Raw genomic sequence first — 13,299 nt, forward strand, 5'->3', positions numbered from 1 at the left:
AAAATATTTTTCAGGAGTTTTTTTTATTTAATCACTTGTGGATAATCAAACAAATTATTTGGATCATATTTCTTTTTCAACTTTTGCAAACGAAGCAAATTATTTCCGAAATAAGCATTATTTGCATCAGGAAAATTAATATCCGGATAATTTCGGTACTGTTTTACATTTCCAAGGTTTCTTAACAATTGTTGCACTTCTTCAAATGATTTTGTCAACTTTTCTTCTTGCGAAGGCAAATCCCAATATGCTTGTAACTCGCTCAAATAATTAATATCACGATGTGGATAAGCAGAATTTGAAACTTTGACTTCATTGATTTTTCCACCCAAAGTATTGATCTGATAAATCATTCCTTTAGAAGCAACAACTTTTGCAAAAATATCTTCCAAACCTTTTTCTATATCTTCAATTCCTGAGTACAAACCAGCCGAAGAATTTTTGAAATAAATTGGTTCTGTTACGCCATAATAATTTTTGAGTGCAGCAGCCAGATTTCTATTTTTCATCGGTTTGTAATCATTCGCTAGTGGAATTAAACTCGAAAATATTTTCTCAAAATCAGTTTGATTTGCTGCGAAATTGGTAAATAAAATCGTTAAAAATTTCCCATTCAACACAAAAGCAGAAAAAGCTTCATTGGGTAACTTTTCCGTTGTTTGAAACCAAAGCCGAATTAATTTAACAAATTTATCAGAAGTTAAATTATTAAACTTCATGCGATATCCGCTGAAAGATTGTGGTGCAGGATAAGTTTTGAAATGTAATTCCGTCACAACTCCAAAATTTCCATTTCCTCCCCCTTTACACGCCCAAAGTAAATCTGGATCTTTATCAGAATCGATTGTATTTCCTTTGTAATCGATCATTTTTACGCGAAGCAAATTATCACAGGTCAAACCATACTTCCGACTAAAAAAACCATAACCACCGCCCAAAGTCAAACCGCCAATAGCGACAGTTCCACACGAACCAGCTGGAATAATTCTTTTCTTAGGTAAAAAATTCGTATAAATCTCTTGCAACAAACAAGCTGGTTGTAATTTGACTTTATTCTCTTGCAACCACGTAATTTTGTTCATCAATCCAAGATGAATCAACAATCCATTATCAACATTCGAAAAACCTTCAAAACTATGTCCTCCACTTCGAATGGCAATTTTTAATTTCTTTTCGTTTGCTAATGCAATTGCTTTTTTTATTCCAGTTTCGGATTTACAAACTGCTATAATTTTCGGAAACTTCTCAATTCTTTTGTTGAATGATTTTCTGTATTGATCATACTTTTCATCATCTTTTGTCAAGATTATTAAATCATCATCCAAAAAATCATCAAACGAATAAAAAGACATAAAAAAAATTCCTAAACTACCTGTACCAAGCAGTTTTAGGAATTCTCTTTTTGTATAATTTGGTTGTTTCATCGCTAAAATTGGTTTAGCTAAAGATACAACTATTTGATATTATTCTCTTTTAACCAATTTCTATAATTCTCAGCATTTTTCAAATGTTCCTGATAATCATTGGTATAAATGTGGTAACCTGGTTTTTTAGGATCTGCAACAAAGAAAATAAAATCGTGATTTGCTGGTGATAAAACCGCATCAATTGCTCCTAAATTTGGTAAACAAATTGGTGCTGGTGGCAAACCTTTGTTACGATAAGTGTTGTACGCATTCGAAGACCACGTCCATTTTTTGTATACACGTTGCACTTTTTGATCCCAACCATTTTCCATTTTGTACGCATAAATAGATGTTGGATCGGCTTCTAAACGCATATCTTTCGCCAAACGATTCATATATGCACGTGCAACTTTTTGTTGTTCATCCATATTATCAGACGATTCCAACTGAACAATAGACGCCAACGTTGTCACTTGCAAAGGTGTCATATTAAGCGCTTTTGCTTTTGCCAAACGATCTGCATTCCACACTTTATCGTGTTGCGCCACCATTTTGTCCACAAATTTTTCTGGTGTTAATCCCCAATACACGAAATACGTTTCTGGAATGAAATATTGCTTTACCGTTTCGTCGTTTAACGTTGTATCGTTTTTTTCTTTCACAAAATCGCGAATAGCTGTCAAAACTTCGATAGAATCCATATCAATTTGTTTGGAAACTGATCCCGCCAAATGGTAAATTGTTGGTTCATTCTTGATACGAAGCTTCACTTCTTCTTGCTCTCCTCCTTGCAAACGATCAATAATATCGCGGTTAGAATCTGAGCTTGATATTTTATATTTTCCAGATTTTATCGTTGCTGGATAATCTGCATCTTCTGCATACTGTTTGAACAATTTTTCATCCTTCAAAAATGGTTTTAAAGAATCTAAAACTTGCTCAAATTTAGCTCCACGAGAAATATAGATATAACCATCTTTGATTGCATTTCCTTTGAAACCATCTATAAATGTACATCCTACAAATACGAATGAACAGATTAATATTAATACTAAATTTAATTTTTTCATTGGATTGAATTAAATTTCAATTTCACCTTCAAAAACTTTTACCGCTGGTCCATTTAACCAAACATTGACAAAGTTATGATTATTTTCTTCAAAATTTACAGATAAATCTCCACCCATTGCTTTTACTTTAATATCTTTTTTGTCTACCAAATTTTTGACATAAGCAGAAATCGCAGCAGCCGTAATTCCTGTTCCGCAAGCCAAGGTTTCGTCCTCTACTCCACGTTCATATGTACGTATCGTAAGACTATTATCTGGCATAACTTCAACAAAATTTACATTAGAACCTTTCTCAAAATAGGGCGCTCCATTACGAATCGCTTTTCCTTTTTTATAAACGTTAACATCTTTTACATTTTCCACAAATTCTACGTGATGCGGCGAACCTGTGTTCATAAATAAATATTTGTCGTGATCTTCTACTTCATTTACATCAATCATCTGTAAACGAATAACTTCTTGATCTACGATACCATGATGCAAACCATCAATCGCATTAAATGTCATTTTGTCATTAGCTACATCCAAATCATTTGCAAATCGAATAATACAACGTCCTCCGTTTCCGCACATTGTACTTTCGTTTCCATCCGAATTGAAATACACCATTCTGAAGTCTGAATTTTCATCATTTTGTAACAAAATCAAACCATCAGCTCCTATCCCAAAATTACGATCACATAGCCTATTAATCAATTCTGTAGAGATTGGAAACGTTTTTTCTCGATCATCAATCATGACAAAATCATTCCCAGCTCCTTGATATTTATAAAATTTTAATTTCAACTTCCTAAATTTTAAACAAAGTAAATACATTTTTGTCACTCTTAACTAATGTTATAAAAGATTTATAATATAGTGTTAACATGCGTTAAACGGTTTGAAATGTTAAAATTTTGGTCTTAAATTTGATTTAATCTAAAAACATTAAAAACTTATATAATAAAAGATGAAAAAATATACAGGATACTTATTAGTTGGATTAGTGAGCTCTATGACAACTATGGGAGGTTTTTATTTGATGAATGATAATGGAAATAACCCATTTATTACGAATGCAAGTAATCAAAAGAATGGTGACTTTGAGTTTGTCGACTACAAAGGAAATTATGGTTATGATGCGCCTAATTTTGTTCAAGCTTCGAATAAAGCTGTACACACCGTTGTAAGTATTAAAAATTATTCAAACCAAAGACAGCAACAACAACAGCAATTCTTTGATCCTTTTGATTTCTTTTTCGGGCAACCAGAACAACAGCAACGTCGACAACAACAGCCTGATCAAGATCAGCCATCAGGAATGGGTTCTGGTGTAATTATTTCACAAGATGGTTACATTGTGACAAATAATCACGTGATACAAGGTGCTTCTAAAATTGAAGTGACATTGAATAATCAAAAAAGTTATATTGCTGAATTAGTTGGAACTGATCCAAGTACAGATATTGCCTTATTGAAAATTAGTGAAAAAGGTTTACCATTCACAAAATTTGTCGATTCTGATGCGATTAATGTTGGAGATTGGGTATTAGCAGTTGGTAATCCATTTGGATTGACATCTACTGTTACAGCAGGTATTGTTTCGGCAAAAGGTCGTAGCATTAATATTTTAGGTAAAAATTCTGAATCACCAATCGAGTCGTTTATTCAAACCGATGCAGCGATTAATCCAGGAAACTCTGGTGGTGCTTTGGTAAATGCAAATGGAGATTTAATTGGTATCAATACAGCTATTTCTTCGCCAACAGGAGCTTATTCTGGTTACGGGTTTGCTGTTCCTGCAAACTTGGTAAAAAAAGTTGTTGAGGATATCAAATCGTACGGAATTGTACAACGTGGATATTTAGGTATCAAAGGTTTTGATTTATCGAATGAAGATGCTGTAAAACAATATAACAAACAGTTCAAAAAGAACATTAAAACCGATAATGGAGTAATGGTAACTGAATTGGTTGCGAAAGGATCAGCAATTGATTCTGGAATCGAAGAAGGAGACATCATTACAGCTGTAGATGGAAAACCAATTACATCTTTCTCTTCGTTATCATTCATCGTAGGTAGCAAACGTCCTGGTGACAATGTTGCACTTACTGTAAGACGTGGAAACTCTGAGAAAACATACAACATCACATTGAAAGATGCTAAAGGAAGCACTAAAGTGAGAAGCAAATCTGACTTAACGCCAACTGAAGTTCTTGGTGCAGAATTTGAGCCATTAACAGAACGTCAAAAAGATAGTTTCGGAATTAATTATGGTGTCATGGTAAAACATTTAGATAATGCAGGAAAATTAGCAGCAGCAGGTGTTCAAGAAGAATTTATTATCTTATCTATCAATGATAAAAATGTAAGTTCACAAGACGATATCGAAAAAATCTTAAAAAATTATAAAGGTCGCGTGTCAATTAAATTTGCAGATTATTACGGACGAATCTATACAAAAGGATTCACGATGGATTAAAATTTTGAGTAGATTTTAAATTTTAATAAATCATTATAAATAGCTACAACAAGATAAGTTGTAGCTATTTATCTTTACATTAAATTTGTTTAACGAAAAACTATCCCATATTTATTAAAAAAATTATTCTTTCACTCTTTCTTTTGTTTAGTTCTTTTTCTTATTAACAAGAAGTTCTATGGGGATCAACCTTAAGCTACTCTAATCAATCTGGAAACTTTGGTAAAGCAGGTTTATTTTTTCTTTTCGGCTTAGGTGATAATATGGTTGATTTTAAATTAGACTCAAATGCTAATATGGGATATATGCGAGATAATTTTCACGTAATTCCTGAAGTTGGCATTACAGGATATGTTGCCGCGAGCCAGTTGATGTATATTTTTTCCATTTGTAGAAAGTGAATTTACACCTTATACAATTACTCCAAAAGCTGGTATTTCATTAGCTTCTTTTGTAGATTTTGGTTTTGGATATGGTTTTAAGATTAATAAAAAAGATAGTTTTAAACCTATCAAAGGTTTTCAATTTTCAATTGGAGTAAATATACCTCTCAATTTGAAATAAAAAATCATTAATGATGATGAAAATTTATTTTTTGGGAGAAAGCTAAATAATTCATTAATTTTATCACATGAAAAAGTTCATCGCAATCTTTGTTTTTATCATTAGTTTTCAAGCGAAAGCACAACAAAATTTATCCGATTATTTTACAATTAATCTTGGTTATGAATATTGGAACGGAAATTACGGAAAAGTTGGAACAGATTTGTTCTTAGTACAAGATAATAACAATATTTTGACGTTTAGCGCCAATGCTAATTTGGGTTATATGAAAGACAAATTTCGTGTAATTCCAGAAGTTGGAGCTGGATATATGTTCAATTTTCGCAACAATACTGGTGATCCATATAGCTCTAACTTTAACTCTGCTTTTTATGTTATCCGTACTGAAGTTTCTCCGTGGACAATTACTCCAAAAGCTGGTATCGCAGTTTTGAGCATTGTAGAGTTAAATGCTGGTTATTCTTTCGAGTTTAGAGAAAATAAGGATTTTAAAGATATGAGCGGTTTCCGAGCTGGATTAACTATTCACTTGCCGACTCAGCTTTTTTAGCATTTCTAATACTTTTACGCAATTCTTTCAAACGAATATATAAATCTGAAGTCGACGCATTTTCTTCAATTGCATTAAAAATAAAGACACCTTTATCAATATAAAAGAAGATGATAGCTTCGTGATCTGCTACTTTAAAAGCATTTGTAATCCCATTTATTTTGTTCTCAACCCAAGATAATTTGCATGTTTTCAAATCAAAAATATGATCTTCATTACCCAAAATATCTTTGAAGATTAATTGTTCTCCTTGCGCATACAACACACCACTTCCTTGAAAAGATTTCATTTTAAGAAATCTACCTTGCGGACGCCCAATATTATAACGTACAACAGCCTTTAGATCTACCTGATCTGGTAAACTTTTCAGCGTATGTTGTTCATTTTTCTCTCTGACTTTCGCATCAGATACGGCAATAACAAAGAATATCGAAACAAAAATTCCGAAAATCAAAAATATTATTAGGATTGATATGATTGGTGCCATAATATATTAAATGTTAAGTAAAGTTATAAAAAAGCTTGAATTAATATCTAAATAAACCTTTTTTTTTACCTTAGCTTCGCAAACTGATAAAAATTACGAATGAATAAATTAATTTGGTTGTTATTTCCCGCCACAATCTTTGCTCAAAAAGGAGAAACACAAATAAAAGTTAATGCGTTAACAATGCCACTTGCAATGGTAAATCTTGGTGTTGAACATGCAATCACAGATAGAATAACTTTACAAGCTGACGGTTTTCTCTCTCCTTGGAAATCATTTGCAGGTAATCATTTATAAATGTATATGGTTTTTGGTGAAGGTAGATATTACTTTGATAAATCTTTTAGTAAATTTTATATAGGTCCAAACATTGGAGTTGGTTTCTTTGATATTCAAAAATGGAATTATTGGAACACTGATAAATATCAACGTGGATTAGCAATCTTAACAGGAGCTACAATAGGTTATCAAGTAAAAATTAACGAACATTGGGGATTAGATGTTTTTGTTGGTGGAGGACACTCTCAAGGAAATTACAAAGGATATTATAAAGAAGATTCTCCTAATTTGGGACGATATGATTCTGCGCAATCATTTAATAAAAGTGGGGAGTGGCTGCTTTACAAAGGCGGTGTAATGCTTACTTATAAATTTAAACGAAAAAAATCCAACTAAAATTAGTTGGATTTTTTATATCTAGTATTATTTTACTCTTACACAGGCGTATTCATATCGAAAGCCTCTAGATATTCGGCAACACGTTTTACAAACATACCTCCTAAAGCTCCATCCACAACACGGTGATCGTAAGCATGAGATAAGTACATTTTATGACGAATTGCAATCATATCTCCTTGCGGAGTTTCGATAACAGCAGGTTTTTTCACAATTGCACCAACAGCCAAAATAGCTACTTGAGGTTGAGGAATAATTGGCGTTCCTAATGTATTTCCGAAAGAACCAATATTTGTAATTGTATACGTTCCTCCCTGTATTTCTGCTGGTTTCAATTTATTATTACGCGCACGATTTGCTAAATCATTAACCTGAGAAGCTAACCCCGCTAAATTAAATTGATCTGCATTTTTGATAACAGGAACAATTAAATTTCCACTTGGTAAAGCAGCCGCCATTCCAATATTGATATTTTTCTTCTTAATAATTTTATCTCCATCAACCGAAGCATTAATCATTGGGAAATCTTGAATTGCTTTTGCTACAGCTTCGATAAAAATTGGCATGAAGGTAATTTTCTCACCATGTTTTTTCTGAAATTCATTTTTATTTTTATCTCTCCACAACACAATATTCGTCATATCAACTTCTACGAAAGACGTTACGTGAGGAGCAATTTGTTTTGCTTGTAGCATATTTTGCGCAATAATTTTACGCATTCTATCCATTTCGATAATTTCGTCTCCTTCACCAACAGAAATTGGCGCAGATTGCACTTGCGGTGCTTGAGGTTGAGCAACTGGTGCAGCAACAGAAGTCGTAACAACTGTTTTCGCTGGTTGATTTCCTCTATTTTTAACGAAATCCAAAATATCATCTTTCGTTACACGTCCGTCTTTTCCTGAACCTAAAATTTGATCTAACTCAGCCTGAGAAACACCTTCTTCTTTCGCAATAGATTTTACTAAAGGAGAATAAAATTTATCATCTGACGAAGTAATAAGCGTTTCAGTTTTGATTGTTGCAACTTCAGCTTCGATAGATTTTGCTGTATCTGCAATTTCCTGATCGCTATTTGTATCTACTTCTTCTGCCGAATCAGCTTGTTCTACAACTCTATCAACAGACAAAATTGCGATAGGCTCACCTACTTTTGCAATTCCATCTACTGGAACTAAGATTTCTTTTAAAACTCCTGCAACTGGCGAAGGAACATCAGAATCTACTTTATCTGTTGCGATTTCTACAACCGATTCATCTTCACTAATCGAATCGCCAATATTTTTGATCCAATTTGTTACAGTAGCTTCCATTACACCTTCTCCCATAGAAGGTAGAATTAATTTATAGTCAGACATTCTTGTGTTATTTGCTAAATACAAATCTAAACATTTTTTCGATTCAAAAAAATACTGTTAAAAAGATTAATGTATTTTATTTTTAAATTATTCGCATTAATATCATAAATAATTATCAATTTAATAATTGATCTAACATTTATAAGATTATTTTTAATGATTTGATAGTTTTGATTGCATAAAAAAATCCCCCAATCTAAGATTGAGGGACTTTTTGAAATATTAAGAATGATTCTTAAGCTTCGTAAGTTGCAGTACCGTTGTTTACTTGAGGTTCTTTGATTTCACCAAAGCTTTTCTCAAAGTTAGTTACGTTTTCTGCTAACGATTGAGATAATTGTTTTGCTTGTAATGGAGACAAAATAATTCTTGATTTTACTGATGGTCTAGCACCTGGTAAAAATTGAACGAAATCTACAACGAACTCAGATGGTGAGTGGTTGATGATTGCTCCTGTAGCATAAACACCTTGAGCTACTAATTCGTTTAACTCAATGTTTAATCCTTCGTTTTGTTGATTTTCTGACATTATAATTCTTGTTTTGCGTTTATTAATTCCTCGTATTCACGGTTAGATCCTACGATGATGTTTTGATACTCTTTTAATCCAGTTCCGGCAGGAATTAAGTGTCCAACAATAACGTTTTCTTTTAATCCTACTAAACCGTCTACTTTACCAGCTACAGCTGCTTCGTTAAGAACTTTTGTAGTTTCCTGGAACGATGCCGCAGACATGAAAGATTTAGTTTGTAAAGACGCTCTTGTAATACCTTGTAAAACTGCCTCTGCTGTTGCAGGTAAAGCCTCACGAGCTGTCACTAAGTTTTTGTCTTCACGTTTTAATTTAGAGTTTTCGTCACGTAATTCGCGAACTGTGATGATTTGTCCTGGACTTAATGTGTCAGAATCACCAGCATCTTCTACGACTTTCATTCCAAATAAACGATCGTTTTCTTGCATGAAATCGTCTTTGTGCTCTAAACTATCTTCTAAGAATCTTGAATCTCCTGAGTCTACAATACGAACTTTACGTAACATTTGACGTACGATAATTTCGAAGTGTTTGTCATCGATTTTTACCCCTTGTAAACGGTATACATCTTGAATCTCGTTTACTAAGTATTCTTGAACCGCTGTCGGCCCTAAGATTCTTAAAATATCTTCTGGTGTAATTGCTCCATCTGATAAAGGCTCACCTGCACGAACGAAGTCATTTTCTTGAACTAAGATCTGTGCTGATAATTTAACTAAGTAACGACGGATTTCACCATTTTTAGATTCAACGATGATTTCGCGGTTACCACGTTTTATTTTACCGAAAGATACAACTCCATCCATTTCACAAACAACTGATGGGTTAGATGGATTACGAGCCTCTAACAACTCTGTAATACGAGGTAAACCTCCTGTAATATCGCCAGATTTAGCTGACTTACGAGGGATCTTAACTAAGATTTTACCTGCATTAATTTTTTCACCATCATTTACCATTAAGTGTGCACCTACTGGTAAGTTATATGTTTTTTCTTCACCATCAATCGTGATAACTCTTAACGCTGGAACTAATTTTTTATTACGTGATTCAGAAATAACTTTTTCTTGGAATCCTGTTTGCTCATCGATTTCAATTTGGAAAGTTACCCCTTGCTCTAATTGTTCGTATTCGATTTTACCAGTAGATTCTGCGATGATTACCCCGTTATAAGGGTCCCAACTTGCAATCTCTTGACCTTTTTGAACTTTAGCTCCGTTTTTGACAGATAAGATAGTACCATAAGCGATGTTAGTTTGTTGACGAACGTTTCCTAAATCGTCAATTACTTTCATCTCTGTAGAACGAGAAACAACTGTATCTACTTTGTTACCTGCATCATCTGTCGATTCAACAGTACGTAAGTCATCAAACTCAACTGTACCATCAACTTTAGCATTAATTGTATTTTGCTCAGAAACGTTACCCGCAGTACCCCCAACGTGGAAAGTACGTAATGTTAACTGTGTACCAGGCTCACCAATAGATTGCGCAGCAACTACACCAACTGATTCACCTTTCTGAACACCTTTACCTGTAGCTAAGTTGCGTCCGTAACATTTAGCACAAATTCCAGTTTTCGCTTCACATGTTAATGGAGAACGAACTTCTACATTTTCAATACCAGCTGCTTCTAAGGCATCACCAATATCTTCTGTAATAATGTTACCAGCAGAAATGATTAATTCACCATTATCTGGGTTGTAAATATCATTTAATGAAGTACGACCTAATACACGAGAAGATAAACTTTCGATGATTTCTTCTTTTTTCTTAAGTGCAGATACTTCTAAACCTCTTAATGTACCACAATCTTCGTGCATTACGATAACGTCTTGCGCAACGTCAACTAAACGACGAGTCAAGTATCCAGCATCGGCAGTTTTTAAGGCAGTATCCGCAAGACCTTTACGCGCACCGTGCGAAGAAATAAAGTACTCTAAGATAGACAGACCTTCACGGAAGTTAGAGATAATTGGGTTTTCGATGATATCCCCACCAGTAGAACCAGCTTTTTGAGGTTTAGCCATCAATCCACGCATACCTGATAACTGACGAATTTGCTCTTTAGATCCACGAGCTCCAGAATCAAGCATCATGAATACAGAGTTAAATCCTTGTTGATCTTCTGTCATACGTCTCATTACAATTTCAGTTAAAGTTGCGTTTGTTGTTGTCCAAACATCAATAACTTGGTTGTAACGTTCGTTATTTGTAATAAGACCCATGTTATAGTTCATCTTAATGTTCTCAACTTGGTTGATCGCACCTGAGATAAGGTCTTTCTTTTGTTCTGGGATTAAGATATCTCCTAATGAGAATGATAAACCACCCTCGAAGGCATTACGGTATCCTAATTGTTTCATATCATCCAAGAAAGCAGCCGTTGTAGGGAAATCTGTAATCTTGATGATTTTATTAATAATTGTACGTAACGATTTTTTCGTTAATACTTCATTAATATAACCTACTTGTTTCGGAACGATTTGGTTGAATAACACACGTCCTACAGAAGTTTCGATTAATTGATTTTCTATCAACTCCTCTCCTACACGAATTGTTCCTTTTACACGAATTGGCGCGTTTAAGTCAACAGCTCCTTCGTTGTATGCAATTTGAACTTCTTCATCTGAATAGAAAGTTAATCCTTCACCTTTTACTGTAAATTGGTGGTCAGTACGACGAATTTTCGTCATGTAGTAAAGACCTAAAACCATATCCTGAGAAGGTACAGTAATTGGAGATCCATTTGCAGGATTCAAAATATTTTGAGAAGCCAACATTAATAATTGTGCTTCTAAAACAGCTTCTGGTCCTAATGGTAAGTGAACGGCCATCTGGTCACCATCGAAATCGGCATTGAAGGCAGTACACACTAATGGGTGTAAACGAATTGCTTTACCTTCGATTAATTTCGGTTGGAACGCTTGGATACCTAAACGGTGTAACGTAGGGGCACGGTTTAATAAAACTGGATGACCTTTGATTACATTTTCTAAAATATCCCAAACAACAGGCTCTTTTCTATCGATAATTTTCTTAGCCGATTTAACTGTTTTTACAATTCCACGCTCGATTAATTTACGAACTACAAATGGTTTGTATAATTCAGCTGCCATATCTTTTGGTAAACCACATTCGTGTAATTTAAGTGTTGGTCCAACAACAATTACAGAACGAGCAGAATAATCCACACGTTTCCCTAATAAGTTTTGACGGAAACGACCTTGTTTACCTTTTAATGAATCAGATAATGATTTTAATGGACGGTTACCATCAGCTTTTACAGCAGATGCTTTACGTGTGTTATCGAATAATGAATCAACCGCTTCTTGTAACATACGTTTTTCATTACGTAAGATTACCTCGGGCGCTTTGATTTCCATTAATCGTTTCAAACGATTATTACGGATAATTACACGACGATATAAATCATTTAAATCTGATGTTGCAAAACGACCACCATCTAATGGAACTAATGGACGTAATTCTGGTGGAATAACCGGAATAACGCGCATTACCATCCATTCTGGACGGTTTACATGGTGCATATTTGACTCACGTAACGACTCAACAACTTGTAAACGTTTTAACGCTTCTGTACGACGTTGTTTAGAAGTTTCGTTATGTGCTTTGTGTCTTAATTCGTAAGATAACTCATCTAAATTGATACGAGATAATAGGTCTTCTAATGCTTCAGCACCCATTTTCGCAACGAATTTATTAGGATCTGTATCTTCTAGATATTGATTCTCGATTGGAAGAGTTTCTAAGATATCTAAATACTCTTCTTCTGATAAGAAATCTAATCTATTTAATTCTTCACCTTCTGGTCCTTTTGCGATACCTGGTTGAATCACTACATATCTTTCGTAATAAATTACCATGTCTAATTTCTTAGATGGTAATCCTAAGATGTAACCAATTTTGTTTGGTAATGAACGGAAGTACCAAATATGTGCAATTGGCACAACAAGATTGATGTGTCCAATACGCTCACGACGAACTTTCTTTTCAGTAACTTCAACCCCACAACGGTCACAAACGATACCTTTATAACGGATTCTTTTATATTTTCCGCAGGCACATTCGTAATCTTTTACAGGTCCAAAGATACGCTCACAGAATAACCCGTCACGCTCTGGTTTGTGCGTTCTATAGTTAATCGTTTCAGGTTTTAAAACTTCACCTTTAGA

At 33.9% G+C, this 13,299-nt stretch carries 9 protein-coding genes and 1 pseudogene; 3 read left to right on the forward strand and 7 right to left on the reverse strand.

The window, feature by feature from the left end:
• Positions 1 to 23 precede the first annotated feature (23 nt).
• Genes B4E95_RS00115 through dapF form a run of 3 tightly spaced genes read right to left on the reverse strand, consistent with a single transcriptional unit; the run spans position 24 to position 3,262 of the window.
• Positions 24 to 1,424 carry an FAD-dependent oxidoreductase gene (locus B4E95_RS00115; protein WP_291088927.1) on the reverse strand — a complete coding sequence of 467 codons (1,401 nt, stop codon included), beginning with the start codon at positions 1,422 to 1,424 and terminating at the stop codon, positions 24 to 26.
• A 29-nt stretch (positions 1,425 to 1,453) separates the two neighbouring features.
• Complete coding sequence (gene mltG / locus B4E95_RS00120) at positions 1,454 to 2,476, reverse strand: endolytic transglycosylase MltG (protein WP_291088930.1); 1,023 nt, start codon at positions 2,474 to 2,476, stop codon at positions 1,454 to 1,456.
• 9 nt (positions 2,477 to 2,485) lie between these two features.
• Positions 2,486 to 3,262: a diaminopimelate epimerase gene (gene dapF, locus B4E95_RS00125; RefSeq protein ID WP_291088933.1), complete on the reverse strand. Its 777-nt coding sequence runs from the start codon at positions 3,260 to 3,262 to the stop codon at positions 2,486 to 2,488.
• A gap of 163 nt (positions 3,263 to 3,425) precedes the next feature.
• Between dapF and B4E95_RS00130 the strand changes: the two genes are divergently transcribed.
• Both B4E95_RS00130 and B4E95_RS00135 read left to right on the forward strand, forming a co-directional pair.
• Positions 3,426 to 4,937 (forward strand): Do family serine endopeptidase, encoded by a 1,512-nt coding sequence (locus B4E95_RS00130; RefSeq protein ID WP_291088936.1) that lies wholly within the window; start codon positions 3,426 to 3,428, stop codon positions 4,935 to 4,937.
• A 631-nt stretch (positions 4,938 to 5,568) separates the two neighbouring features.
• On the forward strand, positions 5,569 to 6,051 hold the full coding sequence (locus B4E95_RS00135) for a hypothetical protein (protein WP_286495068.1): 483 nt from the start codon (positions 5,569 to 5,571) through the stop codon (positions 6,049 to 6,051).
• Here the strand turns inward: B4E95_RS00135 and B4E95_RS00140 are convergent.
• Positions 6,023 to 6,538, reverse strand: a complete 516-nt coding sequence (locus tag B4E95_RS00140) for a hypothetical protein (RefSeq protein WP_291047749.1) — start codon at positions 6,536 to 6,538, stop codon at positions 6,023 to 6,025. The two genes, B4E95_RS00135 and B4E95_RS00140, sit on opposite strands and share 29 nt — an antisense overlap.
• Positions 6,539 to 6,637: 99 nt before the next feature.
• Here B4E95_RS00140 and B4E95_RS00145 point away from each other — a divergent pair.
• Positions 6,638 to 7,213: pseudogene (locus B4E95_RS00145) on the forward strand (DUF3575 domain-containing protein).
• A 38-nt stretch (positions 7,214 to 7,251) separates the two neighbouring features.
• Here B4E95_RS00145 and B4E95_RS00150 read toward each other — a convergent pair.
• The 3 genes from B4E95_RS00150 to rpoC form a co-directional block, all read right to left on the reverse strand.
• A complete protein-coding gene (locus tag B4E95_RS00150) occupies positions 7,252 to 8,571 on the reverse strand; it encodes a dihydrolipoamide acetyltransferase family protein (protein ID WP_280050777.1) in 1,320 nt (439 codons plus the stop codon).
• A 235-nt stretch (positions 8,572 to 8,806) separates the two neighbouring features.
• A complete protein-coding gene (locus B4E95_RS00155) occupies positions 8,807 to 9,100 on the reverse strand; it encodes a DUF3467 domain-containing protein (protein ID WP_038331074.1) in 294 nt (97 codons plus the stop codon).
• A partial coding sequence (gene rpoC, locus B4E95_RS00160) for a DNA-directed RNA polymerase subunit beta' (RefSeq protein WP_291088942.1) occupies positions 9,100 to 13,299 on the reverse strand: 4,200 nt, incomplete at its 5' end. The genes B4E95_RS00155 and rpoC, both read right to left, overlap by 1 nt.

Origin of the sequence: Empedobacter sp. UBA7494, assembly GCF_002478465.1 — a bacterium.
Lineage (GTDB): Bacteria > Bacteroidota > Bacteroidia > Flavobacteriales > Weeksellaceae > Empedobacter > Empedobacter falsenii_B.